This window comes from Citrobacter sp. FP75 (genome assembly GCF_018342065.1).
Lineage (GTDB): Bacteria > Pseudomonadota > Gammaproteobacteria > Enterobacterales > Enterobacteriaceae > Citrobacter.
Genome location: NZ_JAFDOE010000001.1, coordinates 1,524,686 through 1,542,538, shown reverse-complemented (window position 1 = coordinate 1,542,538; position 17,853 = coordinate 1,524,686). Strand labels below are relative to the sequence as shown.

The window sequence follows — 17,853 nt, the reverse complement described above, 5'->3', positions numbered from 1 at the left end:
TAAAAATGCGCAATATCACTTTTTGTGTGGGAATAAAAAGGAGAAAACTTGATGAGCACCGATCTGAAATTTTCGTTAGTCACTACAATTATTGTTCTGGGTTTGATCGTCGCGGGTGGTCTGACCGCAGCGCTGCATTGATTTCCCCGAGGGAGTTAGCTCTCCCTCATCCTTTCCGCTTACCCTTCCTGTTCTTTTGTTGGCAAATAAGCAAAAGTCTTTTGCAATTTTGTTAACTTTATTAATTTTGCGATCAGTGTCATGCTTTTGACTCTTACTTTATGTCGTGCCACGGCTCGACGTTACGGAGTCGCGGTATGAAAATCAATTATCCTTTACTGGCCCTGGCGATTGGGGCGTTTGGCATTGGCACGACCGAGTTTTCGCCAATGGGATTGTTGCCCGTCATTGCCAAAGGTGTCGATGTCTCGATTCCGGCTGCAGGCATGTTAATAAGCGCCTATGCGGTAGGAGTCATGGTCGGCGCACCGCTAATGACGTTGCTACTTTCTCATCGCGCGCGCCGCAATGCGCTTATTTTTCTGATGGCGATTTTTACGCTGGGTAACGTGCTGTCGGCAATATCGCCGGATTACACCACCCTGATGTTATCGCGAATTTTGACCAGTCTTAACCATGGCGCTTTTTTTGGCCTCGGCTCGGTGGTGGCGGCAAGCGTGGTGCCAAAGCACAAGCAGGCCAGCGCCGTGGCCACCATGTTCATGGGGTTAACCATCGCCAATATTGGCGGCGTTCCGGCGGCCACCTGGCTGGGTGAAACCATCGGCTGGCGCATGTCGTTTATGGCAACCGCGGGTCTTGGCGTCATCGCGATGATCAGCCTGTTCTTCTCATTACCGAAAGGTGGGGCGGGAGAGCGCCCGGACGTGCGCAAAGAACTGGCGGTACTGATGCGTCCACAGGTGGTGTCAGCATTGCTGACCACTGTGTTGGGGGCCGGCGCGATGTTCACGCTTTATACCTACATTTCGCCGGTGCTGCACAGCATTACTCACGCCACCCCGGCCTTTGTCACCGGTATGCTGGTGCTGATTGGCGTCGGGTTTTCAATCGGTAACTATCTGGGGGGTAAACTGGCAGACCGCTCAGTCAATGGCACGCTGAAAGGCTTCTTACTGCTGCTGATGGTAATTATGCTGGCGATCCCGTTACTGGCGCGTAGTGAACTGGGTGCCGCAATCAGCATGGTGGTCTGGGGGGCGGCAACGTTTGCGGTGGTTCCGCCTTTGCAGATGCGTGTGATGCGCGTTGCCAGCGAAGCACCGGGTTTATCATCATCGGTTAACATTGGTGCGTTTAATCTGGGCAATGCTCTGGGTGCTGCGGCCGGCGGGGCGGTGATATCCGGTGGATTAGGCTACGGTTTTGTTCCGGTGATGGGGGCGATTGTGGCGGGGCTTGCGCTGCTGCTGGTCTTTATCTCGGCGCGGAAGCAGCCTGAAGAGGCGTTCACTACCGCGAATTAATGCAAAAACGCAGAAGGGATCTCCTTCTGCGTTATCTTTTTTATGCTGCGAAGTTTTTCGCAACAAATTCCCAGTTCACCAGCGCCCAGAAATGTTCCAGGTAGCCAGGACGCGCATTGCGATAGTCGATGTAGTAGGCGTGTTCCCACACATCAACGGTCATCAGCGGCGTCGCGTCGGTGGTCAGTGGCGTACCGGCATTTGAGGTGGAAACGATAGCCAGTTTGCCATCGGTACCTTTGACCAGCCAGGTCCAGCCAGCACCGAAGTTTTTGATAGCCGCATCGGTGAATTGTGCTTTGAAATCAGCGAAGCTGCCAAAGGATGCGGCAATAGCTTCGGCCAGTTCGCCGGTCGGTTCGCCGCCCGCGTTTGGTGCCAGGCAGTTCCAGTAGAAAGTGTGGTTCCAGACCTGGGCTGCGTTATTAAACACACCGCCTTCAGAGCTACGAACGATCTCTTCCAGTGATTTGCCTTCAAACGCGGTGCCTTTGATCAGGTTATTCAGGTTAGTAACGTAAGTCTGGTGATGTTTGCCATAGTGGTATTCCAGCGTTTCAGCAGAAATGTGCGGTGCCAGAGCATCTTTGGCATACGGTAATGCAGGTAATTCGAACGACATTGCTTCTCTCCTTATTATTTATATTGAGTACACACAATAGCCTCATTGTGAGTAAGGATAGGGTAGCAAATTGAAAGGTTATGCAAAAGAAGAACTTACCCTACCGCATATGCGGTAGGGTAAGTTTTTAGCGAATTGTTTTTGGCGTCATCACGCGACGAGCGCCCACATAGTGGCGCTGCCAGTAGTCTTCGCTCAGGGAGGTAATTTGGATCTCCTGACCGCTACGCGGCGACTGAATAAATTTACCGTTGCCGACGTAAACGCCAACGTGATCGGCGGTGCCGCGGCCCTGCGTGCGGAAGAAGACCAGATCGCCGTTTTTCAGCTCGTCGCGGTCGATGGGTGCCGCGTCGCGCAGGTGATACATTTCATTGGCGGTACGTGGAATACGGAACTTAACCAGATCCTTATACGCGTAATAGACCAGACCGCTGCAATCAAAACCGGTTCTTGGCGATGAGCCACCCCAGCGGTAGGGTTTACCGATCTGATTCATCAGGGTGGACATGGCGGTTTTGGTCGCTTTTTGCACTTTAACTTTATGGGTATCAGCAAGGGCCGCCGGGGCTGTCGATTTTACTTTTACACAACGAGGTTTGTGACCTTTGCGCGGCGTGCATTTTTCAGTCCAGGTCACAGCCGCGGTTTGGGCAGTCGCAGCTTTACCGCGACGGTTGACTGTTTTAGTTGCTTTTGCCGGAGTCGCAGTGCGTTTTTTGGAAGAGGAAGCGGTTTTGGTGCTGGTCTTGCTGGTGGTCTTTTTAGCCGTTTTCTTGGTGGTTTGTGTCACTTTTTTACTGGCTGTCGCGCTTTTCTTTTTATCTACCGTTTTGATGGTATGAGAAACAGTAGGGGTCGCCCTGGCCTGCCTGGAAGCATGGGCCACTGACGTAAAAGGGAGTGTGGTAAAAAGCAAAGCACAGAGCGTGATCGAGATTCGGTTTATCCGCGCCACTGAGCAGTCCTCTGTTAAGGCAGGTCTATCATGCCTGCGTGTGATTTTCAAAACTTGATGATTCTAATCTATAGAAACAGGGAAAGTTAATAGCTTTTTTTGTTTAAAACTCTGTTTCGCAACCGACCGCAAAAAAAAACAGCAATTAATGCAGGATCTGGCGATGAGATAATCAAATCCCTGCGGTTAAAAGGGTAAGTAAGATTATGAATGCAACTTTTAGCGACTGGCGATAAAATAATAACCGTAATGAAAATGTTATTTTCCGTTGCCTGTCTGACCCGTTACAATGTCAGACTACTGCCGTAAAAGAAGTTAAGGAAGCAAGATAATGAGCACCACTATCGAAAAAATCCAGCGCCAGATCGCTGAAAACCCGATTCTCCTGTACATGAAAGGTTCTCCAAAACTGCCAAGCTGCGGTTTTTCCGCTCAGGCCGTGCAGGCGCTGTCTGCCTGTGGTGAACGCTTTGCCTATGTTGATATTCTGCAAAACCCGGATATTCGCGCCGAGTTGCCGAAATACGCAAACTGGCCAACCTTCCCGCAGCTGTGGGTTGATGGTGAGCTGGTTGGCGGCTGCGACATTTTAATCGAAATGTACCAGCGCGGTGAGCTGCAGCAGCTTATCAAAGACACTGCGGCGAAGTACAAAACCGAAGAGCCGGACGCTGAGTAATCAGCAGAGACAAAAAAGCGACCGACCGGTCGCTTTTTTTATGCCTGTGATCCGTCCTGACTCGCGACGCGTTACGCTTCTTCAGGCACTGGCAGAGGCCAGCCGCCAAGGCGCTTCCAGCGGTTAACGATTTCGCAAAACAGCACCGCCGTCCGTTCGGTGTCGTACAGGGCAGAGTGCGCCTGATTTCCGTCAAATTCCATACCCGCTGCCAGACACGCTTTAGACAGCACGGTTTGTCCCAGCGACAGACCGCTCAGGGCTGCGGTATCGAAGGTAACAAACGGGTGAAACGGATTGCGCTTCAGCGAGGCGCGTTCTGCGGCCGCCATCATGAAGCTGTGGTCGAAGGTGGCATTATGCGCCACCATGATCGCCCGATTGCAACCGCTGTCTTTGATGCCTTTGCGCACCATTTTGAAGATGGCGTGCAGGGCGTCATATTCGCTGACCGCGCCGCGTAGCGGATTACTCGGATCAATACCGTTAAACGCGAGAGCTTCCGGTTGCAGATTTGCCCCTTCAAACGGTTCAACGTGGAAATGTAACGTCATGTCCGGCATCAGCCAGCCTTGTTCATCCATTTTCAGCGTGATGGCTGCAATTTCGAGCAGCGCATCGGTTTTGGCGTTAAATCCTGCTGTTTCTACGTCAATGACGACAGGATAAAAACCACGAAAACGGTCACACAGACCGGAAAGTTGAGCGTTATCGGACATCTGGGTCTCTTAATACGGGAAAATTGCAGCGCGTATTATGACAAAATGATGAGTATAAAACTACGGGCACAGACGATCTGCGCCCGAGGGGAGATTAGTCACCCAGGCCGCGGCCTGCGTCTTTCTCTTCGATCAGTTCGATTTTGTAACCGTCCGGATCTTCTACAAATGCGATAACCGTCGTACCGCCTTTGACCGGACCCGCTTCGCGCGTCACGTTGCCGCCGTTCTGGCGAATGCGCTCGCAGGCTTCTGCAGCGTTGTCTACGCTCAGGGCAATGTGGCCGTACGCAGAGCCCAGGTCGTATTTATCGACGCCCCAGTTGTAGGTCAGCTCAATGACGGCTTCGTCGGTTTCAGAACCGTAACCGACAAACGCCAGAGAATACTTGTATTCAGGGTTTTCACTGGTACGCAGCAGCTTCATGCCCAGCACGTTGGTATAAAACTCGATAGAACGCTGCAGGTCACCTACGCGCAGCATGGTATGAAGTAAACGCATCTTTTTCCCCTTTAAAAATGGCTAATACATTCAAAATGTTGTTTTAGTATAGCGGCGATGTTGCGCCGCTATCAATGACAGAACGGGGTTTGTGACGTTATAGGGTCGGATAATCGGTGTAACCTTCCGCGCCACCGCCGTAGAAACTCTCCGCGCGCTGCGGGTTCAGTTCCGCTTTGCGTTGCAGACGGGCGACCAGATCCGGGTTAGCAATATAGGCGCGACCAAAGGCGACGGCGTCGATTAACCCTTTCTCAATCAGCGCTTCTGCTTTTTCTGGCGTGTAGGCCCCGGCGCCAATAATCGGGCCGTGGAAACGTGCGCGAACTTTCTCGCGGAATGCATCGCTGTACGGCTCACCGCCGGCCCAGTCGGGTTCGGACATGTGCAGATAAGCGATACCGCGCTTGCCAAGTTGTTCAATCAAGTACAGCGCATCGGCTTCTTCATTTGGACCGTTATCGACGTTCTGGAATGAACCGATAGGGGACACGCGAATACCAATCCGGTCTGCGCCCCATTCTTTGATCCCGGCGTCGACGACTTCCAGCACCAGACGCGCGCGATTTTCGACGCTGCCGCCGTACTGATCGGTACGCTGGTTAGAGGTCGGCGACAGGAACTGGTGCAGCAGATAGCCATGGGCAGAGTGCAGCTCAACCATGTCAAATCCAGCCTCGCGTGCGTTGGCGATCGCCTGACGGAAATCATTGACGATCCCCGGAATTTCTTCGGTTTCCAGGGCGCGCGGCATAGAGGTATCGGCACGTGTGGCCAGGCCATTTTCATCGCGCAGCGAGGTACGGGTCCCGGCGCTGAGGGCGGAAGGGGCAACCGGCGGCTGTCCGTTTGGCTGCAGGCTGACGTGAGAGATACGACCGGTATGCCACAGCTGTACGGCAATATGACCTTGCTCCGCATGGACGGCAGCGGTGATTTTTTTCCAGGCTTCAATTTGCGCTGCGCTGTGGATGCCAGGGGCTCCGGCGTAACCTTTTGCCTGGGCGGAAATCTGCGTGGCCTCGCTGATGATAAGACCCGCGCTGGCGCGCTGACGATAATACTCGGCCATCAGCGGAGTCGGGATGTCGCCAGGTTCGATACTACGCAGGCGCGTCAGCGGGGCCATAAAGACGCGGTTTGCCGCCGTGATAGCGCCCACTTTCAGCGGGGAAAACAATTTTTCAGATGACATATTAACTCCAGATATGAATAGACCGGTCGTCTAGTAATTGAGTAAATAAAAACGCCTGTCAAACGCCAGGCGTTGCAATGATGGTTTTAACGTGTGCCAGCGCATTTTCCAGCGGGGTGGCACTGCGAGACATCTTGGCCTGCAGATTGGCCCCCAGCCACAGCGCATACAGCACCTGCGCCTGCTGCAATGGTTCGCCGGTAAACGACAGACAGTGTGTGTCGCGACCTTTTTCCAGCGCCTGCGCCAACAGGGTAATAATGTGCCGCGCGCCGGTATCCATCGCTGTACGCATATCTTCTGAGAGATCGCACACTTCGGCAGACAGTTTTACGGTTAAGCAGCCGCTAATCATGCCGTGCTGACTAAACTGATTCAGAGTTTCCTGATAGTAGGCGATAATTCTGTCGCGGTAGTTTCCGGCGCCTGACTCAAAATGTGTGGCCAGCCGCAGATGGTAGGCTGCGTAATGGCGCTCAAGCATGGAAACACCGAACGCTTCTTTAGAGCGAAAATAGTGGTAAAACGATCCTTTGGGCACCTCGGCGGTTTTCAGCAGCTCGCTTAAACCCATACCGGTGAAACCACGCTGCATGCAAAGCTGCTCGCCGGTCGCCAGAAGATGTTCGCGTGTGTCGTGTTCAGTTGCTTTGTTCATGGCATGGAGTGTAATAGACCAGTCGGTCTAATGCAATAGCGCTTGCCAGAAATTCAGTTAACGTCTTCAATAGGTATATCAATCTTACTAAAGGAGGGGATGTGGCCGAACAGCTGGAGTTTTTCCCCGTCCAGAGCCCGTGCCGCGGGATCTGCCAGTCCGACGAACGCGGATTTTGCCGGGGATGTTTTCGTAGCCGGGATGAGCGTTTTAACTGGCAGAAAATGAGCGATGCCGAAAAGCAGGATGTGCTACGCCTGTGTCGCCAGCGTCTGATGCGTAAATTACGTGCAAACAAACCCAGCCCACCGGAAGAACCGCAACAACCCTCACTCTTTTAAAAGCGTAATTGCGTATACTCGATGCACATTCATTTATAAGGAAGCTGCTATGGTTCAGCGTATTACTATTGCGCCGCAAGGCCCGGAATTTTCTCGCTTTGTCATGGGGTACTGGCGGTTGATGGACTGGAATATGTCCGCGCGACAGTTAGTCAGCTTTATTGAGGAACATTTGGATCTGGGCGTCACCACCGTCGATCACGCGGATATTTACGGCGGATACCAGTGCGAAGCGGCGTTTGGCGAGGCGATGAAGCTGGCTCCGCATCTGCGCGAAAAAATACAGATTGTGACCAAATGCGGTATCGCCACCACCGCGCGTGCGGAAAATACCCTGGGTCATTACATCACCGACAGCGATCATATTATTGCCAGTGCGGAGCAGTCGCTGAAACTGCTGGCGACCGATCATATTGATCTGCTCCTGATCCACCGCCCCGATCCACTGATGGATGCTGACGAGGTGGCTGAGGCGTTTAAAAAACTGCATCATAGCGGCAAAGTGCGCCACTTTGGTGTGTCTAACTTTACACCCGCACAGTTTTCACTGCTGCAATCGCGTCTGCCGTTTACGCTGGCAACCAACCAGGTTGAAATTTCACCGGTGCATCAGCCGCTCCTGCTGGATGGTACGTTAGATCAACTGCAACAACTGCGCATTCGTCCGATGGCCTGGTCTTGTCTTGGCGGGGGACGACTGTTCAATGACGATTACTTCCAGCCGCTGCGCAATGAACTTGCCGCGGTAGCGCAAGAGTTGAACGCACAGTCCATTGAGCAGGTGGTGTACGCGTGGATTTTACGTCTACCGTCTCAACCGCTGCCGATTATTGGCTCAGGAAAAATTGAGCGTGTTCGCGCTGCCATTGAGTCTGAGTCTCTGGCTATGTCTCGTCAGCAGTGGTTCCGCATCCGTAAGGCCGCACTGGGTTACGACGTACCGTAATCGCATATTCGGCGTTCCGTCGCTCAAAATTGCGTCACTGGTTTACACTTATCAGTCAGACACATAGTGACGGAGGTCGTATGAAGCGTTTGAGTTTAGCCATCATCACCTTACTGGCCTGCGCTGGCGCGCAGGCTGCCAGTGAGAAAGTTGAGATGAACCTGGTGACGTCGCAAGGCGTTGGCCAGTCGATTGGTTCAGTGACCATTGCTGAAACCGCGAAAGGGCTGGAGTTTACGCCAGATCTGAAGGCACTGCCGCCGGGTGAACATGGTTTCCATGTGCATGCTAATGGTAGCTGTCAGCCTGCTATCAAAGAGGGTAAAGCCTCGGCTGCAGAAGCTGCGGGCGGACATTTTGATCCACATAAAACCGGCAAGCATGAAGGCCCGGAAGGTGCCGGACATTTGGGCGATTTGCCTTTGTTGGTTGTTAATGCCGAAGGAAACGCCACGACGGCAGTTATTGCTCCACGTCTGAAATCACTGGATGAGGTTAAAGGTAAGGCGCTGATGGTTCACGTGGGCGGCGATAATATGTCCGATCAGCCGAAACCGCTTGGCGGTGGCGGCATGCGCTACGCCTGTGGTGTCATCAAATAATCACCCGCTCAGCGTACCCGGCGGCGGGGCCTGTTCAAGCTGAGAAAGTGAACAATGCAGTCGCCATATGAGGGCTGCCAGTTCCTGGGCAGCAGGTTGGTGATGGTGAGCAAGCGCATCGCAGATGCGCTGTAACTCGCTAAGCGTGGCATTCAGCGGACGTTGCTGTACGCCACGCTCGCTCATCACGTCGCGTAGGAGAGAGATGCAGACATCCCTGACACGGGCTAATGGATCGGAACGCGCTTCCCAGGCGCGTAGTTGCCACACCACATGCGAGCAGTTCAGCAGTACCACTCCCCAACGTAATAACCACCGCCGCGCCAGCGCGTCCTGGCTGTTACTGAGCTGGCTGACATGATGATAGGTCAGCGATTCGAATTCATGTTCACTGTGCGACGGATGCCGACTGAGCTGGTCGACAAAATCCCGACGCAGGGCGCGAATATGACGTCGACTCTTTCTGGCGTCTGAACCCGGTCGCAAGATAGCGAAGGCCAGCCACGACAGCGCCACGCCGGTAATTTTCGCCAGATTATCATTCAGAAAATCGGCGAAGTCATACACCGGCGGATTGGTCACGGCAATGAACGATCCCATAAAAACGATCAACTGCCCCCAAAGTCCGGCCAGGGCGGGCATTTGTAGCTTTAACAGCTGCATGGTGGCGAGCAGCGGGAAGAGAAACAGAATGAATTGCCACAAATCGGTGATTTGCACCATCAGGCCAAATTTCACCACAAAACTGAACAATGACAGCAGCACCAGCGTGCGCATCAGCAGCGAGAGTGATTTGAACGGGGTGGCAACGGCGGAATACAGCACGCAGCTAATGGCGGCCAGCGTCAGCGCGCCCGCGCCGGATTCCCACTGTGCGCCAATGCTCCACGCGCCGATCAGCATCAGTGTGCTGAAGGTGCGTAACCCGCTCCATATTGCTTCAGCATTGTCGGTATGGCGAGCCAGAGCTGGGGTGCGATTCACGCTGATGTGCTCGGCGGTCACGCCGTTTTCCAGCAAATGCAGATAATGGCTGCTTTGCAGGTAGATGCGACAGAAATAGCGCAGCCGCTGCCAGAAGGCAATGTGTCGATAGTCGTGTTGATCCACAGGACGCAGAGGGGCAATAATGCGCGCCACGGTATAGCTGTCGGTTTCTGATTTCACCAGCGCGCTTAATAGCTGTTCGATGATGTCCCGGGTATTTGCCGGAGGATTAGGCCAGTTCAGCAGCATCCTGCGCAGGCTGGAGATCACGCTGGTCATCCGCAGTTGCTGGTGTAACAGCGAATTGAGTAGGGCATTCTGCCGGCGAAAGCGGTAGTGGCTCCAGAATGCCTGAATACGCAGCAGATTCATGGTCATAATTTGGCCGATCACGCCTTCGTGCGCTGAACGGATCGCATCGGTGGTTTCGGGTTGCCAGAGCAGGCTGGCATGTTCCAGCAAACGCGCGTGCATATTTTTCAGCGCCGTCAGCAGCGTGGTACCGTCGGACGTGCTGGGCAGGATCATCATCATCATACCGCCGCAGAGTATCCCGACGATAACTTCGCACACCCGCGCCTGGGCAATATCCCACAGCTGTGTGATCTCAATTGTATTCACCATCGGAAACGCAATGATGGCCGCGGTGTAGCCTGCCAGTTGAAACGCATAAGCCACATTATTGGCAAAGTGCGCGCAGGCCCAGGTGCATACGCCAATCCATACTGACATGCTGAGCAGAAACAGCCACGGTTCGTTGAGAGTATGTCCGGCAATGATCAACGCCGCCGTAGCACCCAGCAAACTGCCGGCCACGCGTCCCAGACTTTTACTGATGACGCCGCCCACGGTGGGAAAACTGACCACCGCAGCGGAGGTCATTGCCCAGTAGGGTTCATCCAGATTCAGGTAATAGGCGAACGTTAACGCCAGACACATCGCGATGGTATTACGCAGTGCGTAACGCCACTGTGCGGCGGTGGCTTTAAACCACGGCAAATTGCCTGACGTCAGGTGAAGCCGTTTCATTTTTGCTGACCGATGGACACGCTACAGGTTGTGCCCGAAACCAGCGTGACATCGTGCGGTAGAGCGTCAAACTCGATACGCACGGGCACCCGTTGCGCCAGTCGTACCCACGGTACGTTTGGTTTGATATCGGGTATCAGGCCGGAGTCACTCTCCACGCTTTGATCGTAAATGGCACGGCCAATGCTGGAAACGTGACCCTGTAACTTTACGTTACCACTGTACAGCGTAATCAACGCCGGTGCGCCCTCACGAATATGGCGGAGCTTGGTTTCTTCAAAATATCCCATCACATAAAATGAGTGGCTGTCGACCAGGGCAAACAGGGGCTTACCGGTAGTCGCGTAATCACCACGGCGCGTAGAGAGATTTGTCACCCAACCGGCGACCGGTGCTTTTACTTCCGTTTGAGTCAGTTGCCACCGGGCCTGTTGCAAACTGGCCTCAGCGGCCCCAACGCTCGCCTGCATCGCTTTTACATTGAGGTTGGCCGTGTCCAGATCCTCGGCAGAGATATAATTTTGCGACAGATGGCGGCGGCGATTGGCTTCGTTGTTGGCCTTTGCCAGATCGGACTGCGCTTTGGCCAGCTGCGCCTGCGCATTCAGTTCCGCAATCTGAAACGGCGTCTTATCGATAACAAACAGCACGTCGCCAGCATTAACAAACTGATTATCTTTAATATTGAGGTTGGTGATGCTTCCGGAAACCTGCGGCGTGATACTGACCTGCTCCGCGCGAACTTTGCCGTCGCGCGTCCAGGGGGACTGCATATAATAATTCCACATCCACCACCCCGCGAGAACGGCGGCAATAGCGACTATAATAGTGGAGAAGTATTTGATGGTTTTGAGCGACATAATCACCACGCAATCAGCATAACAAAGCCCAGACACACGCAAAGCGCAAAGAGCGACAAATCCATTAACAAGGGATGCCAGATTTCGCCGGAATACATCCAGTCGCGTAGCAGGCGATGAACAACAAGCCAGAGGATAAACCCGGGGATAAACGCTTTGAAAAGTGGAGGAAAGTAGACAGATGCACCGATCATTAAATCTTGTAGGGGCAATCCTGTTGCATTAAACATAAACTTCACGGGTAAAATCCTTGGCGGAAGAGAGCGTTGCTATAGGTTTAGCAAAAAAAGGGACAATACGTCTCTTTAACGCATAATGTCTGAAAAAATGTCATCCGGTAAGCAAATTTGGCAATACATTTGTTTTGGGAATATAAATGCTGCACACTATTCTAAAATCAGCACAATAACTTAGCAAGCTAATTATAAGGAGATGAAATTGGAATCGCCACTAGGTTCTGATCTGGCACGGTTGGTGCGCATTTGGCGTGCTCTGATTGACCATCGCCTAAAACCTCTGGAGTTGACGCAGACGCATTGGGTTACGCTGCACAACATTCATCAGTTGCCGCCGGATCAATCGCAGATTCAGCTGGCTAAAGCGATTGGTATTGAGCAGCCTTCACTGGTGCGTACGCTTGACCAACTGGAAGAAAAAGGACTCATTTCACGACAGACTTGCGCCAGCGATCGTCGGGCAAAGCGAATTAAACTGACGGAGAAAGCCGAACCGCTGATTGCTGATATGGAAGCGGTAATCAACAAAACGCGCGGTGAGATTCTGGAAGGGATTTCAACGGAGGAAATTAATCTGCTGATTAAGCTGGTTGCCCGACTGGAACACAACATCATTGAGCTACAGTCGCAGGGCTGATGCGAAAATCTACGTGTGGCCGGTCATGACCACACGTAAATTCGATTAGCGCGGAGAAACGGTAACTTCGCGGCCGTTGCTCGCCATCACAACACGCTGGCCCGAAGCGAATTTGGTTGCGCCTTGTTTCTGCACCACCATGATGGTGTTACCGTCATCCTTACGGATTTCCAGTTCCACACCCTGGGTTTTATTCATCGCACCCTGCACGCTTTGACCTGCAACCCCGCCCGCAACCGCACCTGCCGCCGTGGCTAATGAACGACCGGTACCGCCGCCGACGGTGTTACCGAGGAATCCACCGAGCACCGCACCACCGATAGCGCCGATCACGTTAGCGTCATCACCACCCTGAATTTGCACCGGACGAACATGAACGATCGTACCGTAGGTCACGTTCTGAACCTGTTTCGCTTCGGATGCGGTATACACGTCACCTGAAAGACTATCGTTGTTAACGCAACCCGCTAAAGATAATCCCATTAATGAAACAATCAGTGCACGTTTAATCATTTATAACTCTCCTTTACACCACGAAACGCTAATAGAGCACCCTTCATGGTTCAATTATATGGCATTTGTGAGCCTAAGGTCACATGTTCTACTGGAGCAATATGAAAATCTTAACCGAAATCGGATCAACCGAGTATAAACGAATCATTCATATAATTGATGTAATTAAGCGACCATTGTCATGATTTGCCATTAAAAATCATCAACGAAGCATGGAATTAATTAGCACTTTATGGTTGAGTGTCAAGGCTAACTTGTCTAAAAGGATGACGTATGAAATCGGGCCGTTTTATCGGTGTTATGTCTGGAACCAGCCTTGATGGTGTTGATGTTGTGCTGGCGGCAATAGATGAAACGATGGTCGCGCAGCAGGCGAGTCTGACCTTGCCCATCCCCATCCATTTGAAACAGGCCATCCTCGATATCTGTCAAGGGCAGCAGCTCACGCTGTCGCAGTATGGTCAACTGGACACGCAATTGGGCCGTCTGTTTGCCGAGGCGGTAAATGCGCTGCTGGCGCAGCAAAAATTAAAGCCGCAGGATATCGTCGCGATAGGCTGCCATGGTCAAACCGTCTGGCATGAGCCGACGGGCAGCGCGCCGCATACGCTGCAAATTGGTGACAACAACCAGATCGTGGCGCGTACCGGAATTACCGTCGTTGGTGATTTTCGCCGGCGTGATATGGCGCTGGGCGGGCAGGGAGCGCCGTTAGTTCCGGCTTTCCATCAGGCGCTGCTGGCGCATCCAACGGAGCGTCGAATGGTGTTGAATATCGGCGGTATTGCTAATTTGTCTTTGCTGATTCCAAAGCAGCCGGTACGGGGATACGACACCGGACCGGGTAATATGCTGATGGACGCCTGGATCTGGCGGCAATGTGGACAACCCTACGACAAAGACGCGCAGTGGGCCTGCGAAGGAACGGTGATTCTTCCTTTGTTGCAAAGTATGCTGAGCGATCCCTATTTTTCTGCACCGGCACCCAAAAGCACTGGTCGCGAGTACTTTAATTACGGCTGGATAGAACGTCATCTGGCGCAGTTTCCGGGGATGGCACCACGCGATGTGCAGGCGACGCTTGCCGAACTCACGGCCGTGACCATATCCGAGCAGGTTTTGTTAAGCGGCGGTTGCGAGCGGTTGATGGTGTGTGGCGGAGGAAGCCGTAATCCGTTGTTGATGATGCGCCTGGCGGCATTGTTGCCGGGTACAGAGGTCACCTCTACCGATGAGGCTGGCATTAGCGGTGATGATATGGAAGCGCTAGCCTTTGCCTGGCTGGCGTGGCGAACTTTGGCGGGATTGCCGGGCAATTTACCCTCAGTAACCGGTGCGGCAGAGCCCAGCGTTTTAGGCGCTATTTTCCCTGCAAATCCGCGAACTCAGAGTTAACTGAAATTATCCTGGCGACAATGCCGGTAAACTAGGGATGTTAGGGAGGGTGTTATCACCCTCCGGGACCAGGAATGTCTTCAGGATAGGGCTATGAAAAAACTGTTATTGGTATGTTTGCCGGTACTGCTTACCGGTTGTAGTGTCTACAACCAATTTGTCGAGCGTATGCAAACGGATACCCTCGAATACCGTTGTGACGAAAAACCGCTGACCGTGAAATTGAATAATACCCAACAAACGGCGAGCTTTGTTTATGATAACCAGTTAGTAAATCTTAAACAGGGTGTATCGGCATCGGGCGCACGGTACACCGATGGCATCTACGTCTTCTGGTCTAAAGGAGACAGCGCGACGGTCTACAAACGTGACAGAGTTGTGTTAAATAACTGTCAGTTACAGAACCCGAAGCGTTGAGATTTTCACCTGGGCGGCGCACAATAGCGCCACCCACTGACAATCCGTAGCCCAAACATCATGTCTGATAACGACGAATTGCAGCAAATCGCGCATCTGCGCCGTGAATACACGAAAGGCGGTCTTCGCCGCCGCGATCTTCCCGCCGAGCCGCTTGCGCTTTTTGAGCGCTGGCTGGGGCAAGCCTGTGACGCCAAACTCGCCGATCCTACCGCCATGGTCGTCGCCACCGTTGATGAGAACGGTCAGCCGTACCAGCGCATCGTGCTGCTCAAACATTATGATGACAAGGGGTTGGTGTTTTATACCAACATGGGCAGCCGTAAGGCGCACCAGATTGAGCACAATCCTCGCATTAGCCTGCTGTTCCCCTGGCATACGCTGGAACGGCAGGTGATGGTTATCGGCAAGGCCGAACGTCTTTCCACGCTCGAAGTGGTGAAGTATTTCCACAGTCGTCCTCGTGACAGCCAGATTGGCGCCTGGGTATCAAAACAGTCCAGTCGTATCTCCGCGCGCGGTATTCTTGAAAGTAAATTTCTTGAACTGAAGCAGAAGTTTCAGCAAGGGGAAGTTCCGTTGCCGAGTTTCTGGGGGGGCTTTCGTGTGAGCATTGAGCAAATGGAGTTCTGGCAGGGCGGCGAAAACCGCTTACACGATCGTTTTTTATACCAGCGTGAAGATAACACGTGGAAAATCGATCGTCTGGCACCCTAAAGATGCAAAATTCTTGTTTTAAGCGCTGGTACTGAACAATCCGGCGCTTTATTCTATGTCTCTTTCGCATCAGGCGAAAAGTCGTGTACCGGCAAAGGTGCAGTCGTTTTATACATGGAGATTTTGATGGCAAGCAGTAACTTGATTAAACAATTGCAAGAGCGGGGGCTGGTGGCCCAGGTGACGGACGAGGAAGCGTTAGCAGAGCGACTGGCGCAAGGCCCGATCGCGCTCTATTGCGGCTTCGATCCTACCGCTGACAGCTTGCATTTGGGGCATCTGGTTCCATTGTTATGCCTGAAACGCTTCCAGCAGGCGGGCCACAAGCCTGTCGCACTGGTAGGTGGTGCAACCGGTCTGATTGGTGACCCGAGCTTTAAAGCCGCCGAGCGTAAACTGAATACCGAAGATACCGTGCAGCAGTGGGTGGATAAAATCCGCAAACAGGTTGCGCCGTTCCTCGATTTCGACTGTGGCGACAACTCTGCAATTGCTGCGAACAACTACGACTGGTTTGGCGGTATGAACGTACTGACTTTCCTGCGTGATATCGGCAAGCATTTCTCTGTGAACCAGATGATCAACAAAGAAGCGGTGAAGCAGCGTCTGAACCGTGACGATCAGGGGATCTCCTTTACCGAGTTTTCTTACAACCTGCTGCAAGGGTACGACTTCGCCTGCCTGAACAAACTGCACGGCGTGGCGTTGCAAATTGGGGGCTCTGATCAGTGGGGTAACATTACCTCCGGTATCGATCTGACCCGCCGTTTGCACCAGAACCAGGTGTTCGGCCTGACGGTTCCGCTGATCACCAAAGCAGACGGGACTAAATTCGGTAAAACGGAAGGCGGCGCAGTCTGGTTGGATCCGAAGAAAACCAGTCCGTACAAGTTCTACCAGTTCTGGATTAACACCGCCGATGCTGACGTCTATCGCTTCCTTAAATTCTTCACTTTCATGGATATTGAAGAGATCAATGCGCTGGAAGAAGAAGACAAGAACAGCGGTAAAGCACCACGTGCCCAGTATGTTCTGGCGGAGCAGGTTACGCGTCTGGTTCACGGTGAAGAAGGTCTGGTGGCGGCGAAACGCATTACCGAAAGCCTGTTCAACGGTAACTTGAACGATCTCAGCGAAGCAGATTTCGAACAGCTCGCGCAAGATGGCGTACCGATGATTGAAATGGACAAAGGTGCCGATCTGATGCAGGCGCTGGTTGATTCCGAGCTGCAACCGTCTCGCGGCCAGGCGCGTAAGACCATCGCGTCGAATGCGGTGACCATCAACGGCGAGAAGCAGTCTGATCCGGAATATTTCTTCCAGGACAGTGATATTTTGTTCGGTCGTTACACCTTATTGCGCCGTGGCAAAAAGAACTATTGTCTAATTTGTTGGAAATAATGCGTTAAGTAATGGGAGTGAGAAATCACTCCCTTATTTTTGTTCGGGTAAAAAAAATGAAAAATATCCTCGCCATCCAGTCCCACGTTGTTTTTGGTCATGCGGGCAATAGTGCAGCAGAATTTCCGATGCGCCGTCTTGGTGCTAACGTATGGCCTCTTAATACCGTTCAGTTTTCCAACCACACGCAATATGGCAAATGGACAGGCTGCGTGATGCCGCCCAGCCACCTCACAGACATCGTCCAGGGTATTGCCGATATCGACAAACTCAAGACGTGTGATGCGGTACTGAGTGGATACCTCGGTTCTGCAGAGCAGGGCGAACATATTTTGGGGATTGTCCGCCAGGTGAAGGCTGCTAATCCTCAGGCAAAGTATTTCTGCGATCCTGTAATGGGGCATCCGGAAAAAGGCTGTATCGTGGCGCCGGGTGTCGCCGAGTTCCACGTGTGCCATGCATTACCGGCCAGCGATGTTATCGCACCTAATTTGGTCGAGCTTGAGATTCTCTGTGAACATGCGGTGAACAACGTCAATGAGGCGGTGTTAGCGGCGCGTGAACTGATTGCCCAGGGGCCAGAAGTCGTGCTGGTGAAGCATCTTGCCCGTGCGGGGATGAGCCCCGACCGTTTCGAGATGCTGCTGGTCACCGCTGAGCAGGCATGGCATATCAGCCGTCCGTTAGTTGATTTTGGCACGCGTCAACCTGTCGGCGTCGGTGACGTGACCAGCGGTTTGCTGCTGGTGAAACTGTTACAGGGCGCGACGGTGCAGCAAGCACTTGAACATGTGACGGCGGCAGTGTACGAGATTATGATTGCCACCAAAGAGATGCATGAGTATGAACTGCAGGTGGTTGCCGCGCAGGATCGTATTGCTAAACCCGAACACTATTTCAGCGCCACGCTGCTCTGAGTGAATTGCCCGATGGCGCTTACGCTTATCGGGCC

The 17,853-nt window shown here is 52.9% G+C and carries 21 protein-coding genes and 1 pseudogene; 12 read left to right on the top strand and 10 right to left on the bottom strand.

From position 1 onward, the window contains the following. Positions 1–51 precede the first annotated feature (51 nt). Both cydH and JQ822_RS07505 read left to right on the top strand, forming a co-directional pair. The gene (gene cydH / locus JQ822_RS07510; RefSeq protein ID WP_003029209.1) at positions 52–141 is read left to right on the top strand and encodes a cytochrome bd-I accessory subunit CydH; all 90 of its coding nucleotides are present in this window, start codon (positions 52–54) and stop codon (positions 139–141) included. Between the two features lie 176 nt (positions 142–317). After that, a complete protein-coding gene (locus JQ822_RS07505; protein ID WP_213132919.1) occupies positions 318–1,487 on the top strand; it encodes an MFS transporter in 1,170 nt (389 codons plus the stop codon). Positions 1,488–1,527: 40 nt separating this feature from the next. Here JQ822_RS07505 and sodB read toward each other — a convergent pair whose 3' ends face one another. Continuing rightward, complete coding sequence (sodB, locus tag JQ822_RS07500; protein ID WP_213132918.1) at positions 1,528–2,109, bottom strand: superoxide dismutase [Fe]; 582 nt, start codon at positions 2,107–2,109, stop codon at positions 1,528–1,530. A 127-nt stretch (positions 2,110–2,236) separates the two neighbouring features. Next, positions 2,237–3,067: a C40 family peptidase gene (locus tag JQ822_RS07495; RefSeq protein ID WP_213132917.1), complete on the bottom strand. Its 831-nt coding sequence runs from the start codon at positions 3,065–3,067 to the stop codon at positions 2,237–2,239. Positions 3,068–3,398: 331 nt separating this feature from the next. Here JQ822_RS07495 and grxD point away from each other — a divergent pair, with 331 nt between their 5' ends. After that, complete coding sequence (gene grxD / locus JQ822_RS07490; RefSeq protein WP_213132916.1) at positions 3,399–3,746, top strand: monothiol glutaredoxin 4; 348 nt, start codon at positions 3,399–3,401, stop codon at positions 3,744–3,746. 71 nt (positions 3,747–3,817) lie between these two features. On the opposite strand, the gene rnt is transcribed toward grxD, so the two are convergent. From rnt to JQ822_RS07470, 4 genes are all read right to left on the bottom strand, one after another. After that, positions 3,818–4,465 (bottom strand): ribonuclease T, encoded by a 648-nt coding sequence (gene rnt / locus JQ822_RS07485; protein ID WP_199954810.1) that lies wholly within the window; start codon positions 4,463–4,465, stop codon positions 3,818–3,820. Between the two features lie 94 nt (positions 4,466–4,559). After that, on the bottom strand, positions 4,560–4,967 hold the full coding sequence (gloA, locus tag JQ822_RS07480; RefSeq protein WP_213132915.1) for a lactoylglutathione lyase: 408 nt from the start codon (positions 4,965–4,967) through the stop codon (positions 4,560–4,562). A gap of 97 nt (positions 4,968–5,064) precedes the next feature. Then, a complete protein-coding gene (nemA, locus tag JQ822_RS07475) occupies positions 5,065–6,162 on the bottom strand; it encodes an alkene reductase (RefSeq protein ID WP_213132914.1) in 1,098 nt (365 codons plus the stop codon). Positions 6,163–6,220: 58 nt separating this feature from the next. Beyond that, on the bottom strand, positions 6,221–6,820 hold the full coding sequence (locus JQ822_RS07470; protein WP_213132913.1) for a TetR/AcrR family transcriptional regulator: 600 nt from the start codon (positions 6,818–6,820) through the stop codon (positions 6,221–6,223). A gap of 101 nt (positions 6,821–6,921) precedes the next feature. Here JQ822_RS07470 and JQ822_RS07465 point away from each other — a divergent pair, with 101 nt between their 5' ends. The 3 genes from JQ822_RS07465 (at position 6,922) to sodC (ending at position 8,709) form a co-directional block, all read left to right on the top strand. Further along, a complete protein-coding gene (locus JQ822_RS07465; protein ID WP_115258572.1) occupies positions 6,922–7,161 on the top strand; it encodes a DUF1289 domain-containing protein in 240 nt (79 codons plus the stop codon). 49 nt (positions 7,162–7,210) lie between these two features. After that, positions 7,211–8,107, top strand: a complete 897-nt coding sequence (locus tag JQ822_RS07460; protein WP_213132912.1) for an aldo/keto reductase — start codon at positions 7,211–7,213, stop codon at positions 8,105–8,107. An 80-nt stretch (positions 8,108–8,187) separates the two neighbouring features. After that, positions 8,188–8,709, top strand: a complete 522-nt coding sequence (sodC, locus tag JQ822_RS07455; RefSeq protein WP_213132911.1) for a superoxide dismutase [Cu-Zn] SodC — start codon at positions 8,188–8,190, stop codon at positions 8,707–8,709. Here the strand turns inward: sodC and JQ822_RS07450 are convergent. The 3 genes and pseudogenes from JQ822_RS07450 to JQ822_RS07440 all read right to left on the bottom strand — a co-directional run bounded on the left by JQ822_RS07450 (position 8,685) and on the right by JQ822_RS07440 (position 11,824). Then, a pseudogene (locus JQ822_RS07450) lies at positions 8,685–10,725 on the bottom strand (FUSC family protein). The gene sodC and the pseudogene JQ822_RS07450 sit on opposite strands and share 25 nt — an antisense overlap. Beyond that, the gene (locus tag JQ822_RS07445; protein ID WP_213132909.1) at positions 10,722–11,585 is read right to left on the bottom strand and encodes an efflux RND transporter periplasmic adaptor subunit; all 864 of its coding nucleotides are present in this window, start codon (positions 11,583–11,585) and stop codon (positions 10,722–10,724) included. The pseudogene JQ822_RS07450 and the gene JQ822_RS07445 overlap by 4 nt, the downstream one beginning before the upstream one ends. Before the next feature lie 2 nt (positions 11,586–11,587). Next, a complete protein-coding gene (locus tag JQ822_RS07440; RefSeq protein WP_213132908.1) occupies positions 11,588–11,824 on the bottom strand; it encodes a DUF1656 domain-containing protein in 237 nt (78 codons plus the stop codon). Positions 11,825–12,017: 193 nt separating this feature from the next. Between JQ822_RS07440 and slyA the strand changes: the two genes are divergently transcribed. After that, positions 12,018–12,458: a transcriptional regulator SlyA gene (gene slyA / locus JQ822_RS07435; RefSeq protein WP_269473706.1), complete on the top strand. Its 441-nt coding sequence runs from the start codon at positions 12,018–12,020 to the stop codon at positions 12,456–12,458. Positions 12,459–12,503: 45 nt separating this feature from the next. On the opposite strand, the gene slyB is transcribed toward slyA, so the two are convergent. Continuing rightward, the gene (gene slyB, locus JQ822_RS07430) at positions 12,504–12,971 is read right to left on the bottom strand and encodes an outer membrane lipoprotein SlyB (RefSeq protein WP_213132907.1); all 468 of its coding nucleotides are present in this window, start codon (positions 12,969–12,971) and stop codon (positions 12,504–12,506) included. 273 nt (positions 12,972–13,244) lie between these two features. On the opposite strand from slyB, the gene anmK reads away from it, so the two are divergent. From anmK to pdxY, 5 genes are all read left to right on the top strand, one after another. Continuing rightward, a complete protein-coding gene (gene anmK, locus JQ822_RS07425; protein WP_213132906.1) occupies positions 13,245–14,366 on the top strand; it encodes an anhydro-N-acetylmuramic acid kinase in 1,122 nt (373 codons plus the stop codon). 93 nt (positions 14,367–14,459) lie between these two features. Beyond that, positions 14,460–14,783 carry a C-type lysozyme inhibitor gene (mliC, locus tag JQ822_RS07420; protein WP_096757145.1) on the top strand — a complete coding sequence of 108 codons (324 nt, stop codon included), beginning with the start codon at positions 14,460–14,462 and terminating at the stop codon, positions 14,781–14,783. Between the two features lie 60 nt (positions 14,784–14,843). After that, positions 14,844–15,500 (top strand): pyridoxamine 5'-phosphate oxidase, encoded by a 657-nt coding sequence (gene pdxH / locus JQ822_RS07415; protein WP_213132905.1) that lies wholly within the window; start codon positions 14,844–14,846, stop codon positions 15,498–15,500. A 126-nt stretch (positions 15,501–15,626) separates the two neighbouring features. Beyond that, positions 15,627–16,901 (top strand): tyrosine--tRNA ligase, encoded by a 1,275-nt coding sequence (gene tyrS, locus JQ822_RS07410; protein WP_213132904.1) that lies wholly within the window; start codon positions 15,627–15,629, stop codon positions 16,899–16,901. 56 nt (positions 16,902–16,957) lie between these two features. Then, the gene (gene pdxY / locus JQ822_RS07405; RefSeq protein WP_213132903.1) at positions 16,958–17,818 is read left to right on the top strand and encodes a pyridoxal kinase PdxY; all 861 of its coding nucleotides are present in this window, start codon (positions 16,958–16,960) and stop codon (positions 17,816–17,818) included. Positions 17,819–17,853: the final 35 nt, after the last annotated feature.

What these genes read in the sequence shown, in the direction of transcription:
- slyB (WP_213132907.1), bottom strand. Translation starts at nt 12,971, where the DNA reads ATGATTAAACGTGCACTGATTGTTTCATTAATGGGATTATCTTTAGCG.
- slyA (WP_269473706.1), top strand. Translation starts at nt 12,018, where the DNA reads ATGAAATTGGAATCGCCACTAGGTTCTGATCTGGCACGGTTGGTGCGC.
- anmK (WP_213132906.1), top strand. Translation starts at nt 13,245, where the DNA reads ATGAAATCGGGCCGTTTTATCGGTGTTATGTCTGGAACCAGCCTTGAT.
- JQ822_RS07445 (WP_213132909.1), bottom strand. Translation starts at nt 11,585, where the DNA reads ATGTCGCTCAAAACCATCAAATACTTCTCCACTATTATAGTCGCTATT.
- mliC (WP_096757145.1), top strand. Translation starts at nt 14,460, where the DNA reads ATGAAAAAACTGTTATTGGTATGTTTGCCGGTACTGCTTACCGGTTGT.
- cydH (WP_003029209.1), top strand. Translation starts at nt 52, where the DNA reads ATGAGCACCGATCTGAAATTTTCGTTAGTCACTACAATTATTGTTCTG.
- tyrS (WP_213132904.1), top strand. Translation starts at nt 15,627, where the DNA reads ATGGCAAGCAGTAACTTGATTAAACAATTGCAAGAGCGGGGGCTGGTG.
- pdxH (WP_213132905.1), top strand. Translation starts at nt 14,844, where the DNA reads ATGTCTGATAACGACGAATTGCAGCAAATCGCGCATCTGCGCCGTGAA.
- gloA (WP_213132915.1), bottom strand. Translation starts at nt 4,967, where the DNA reads ATGCGTTTACTTCATACCATGCTGCGCGTAGGTGACCTGCAGCGTTCT.
- JQ822_RS07460 (WP_213132912.1), top strand. Translation starts at nt 7,211, where the DNA reads ATGGTTCAGCGTATTACTATTGCGCCGCAAGGCCCGGAATTTTCTCGC.
- rnt (WP_199954810.1), bottom strand. Translation starts at nt 4,465, where the DNA reads ATGTCCGATAACGCTCAACTTTCCGGTCTGTGTGACCGTTTTCGTGGT.
- JQ822_RS07470 (WP_213132913.1), bottom strand. Translation starts at nt 6,820, where the DNA reads ATGAACAAAGCAACTGAACACGACACACGCGAACATCTTCTGGCGACC.
- sodC (WP_213132911.1), top strand. Translation starts at nt 8,188, where the DNA reads ATGAAGCGTTTGAGTTTAGCCATCATCACCTTACTGGCCTGCGCTGGC.
- grxD (WP_213132916.1), top strand. Translation starts at nt 3,399, where the DNA reads ATGAGCACCACTATCGAAAAAATCCAGCGCCAGATCGCTGAAAACCCG.
- pdxY (WP_213132903.1), top strand. Translation starts at nt 16,958, where the DNA reads ATGAAAAATATCCTCGCCATCCAGTCCCACGTTGTTTTTGGTCATGCG.
- JQ822_RS07505 (WP_213132919.1), top strand. Translation starts at nt 318, where the DNA reads ATGAAAATCAATTATCCTTTACTGGCCCTGGCGATTGGGGCGTTTGGC.
- nemA (WP_213132914.1), bottom strand. Translation starts at nt 6,162, where the DNA reads ATGTCATCTGAAAAATTGTTTTCCCCGCTGAAAGTGGGCGCTATCACG.
- sodB (WP_213132918.1), bottom strand. Translation starts at nt 2,109, where the DNA reads ATGTCGTTCGAATTACCTGCATTACCGTATGCCAAAGATGCTCTGGCA.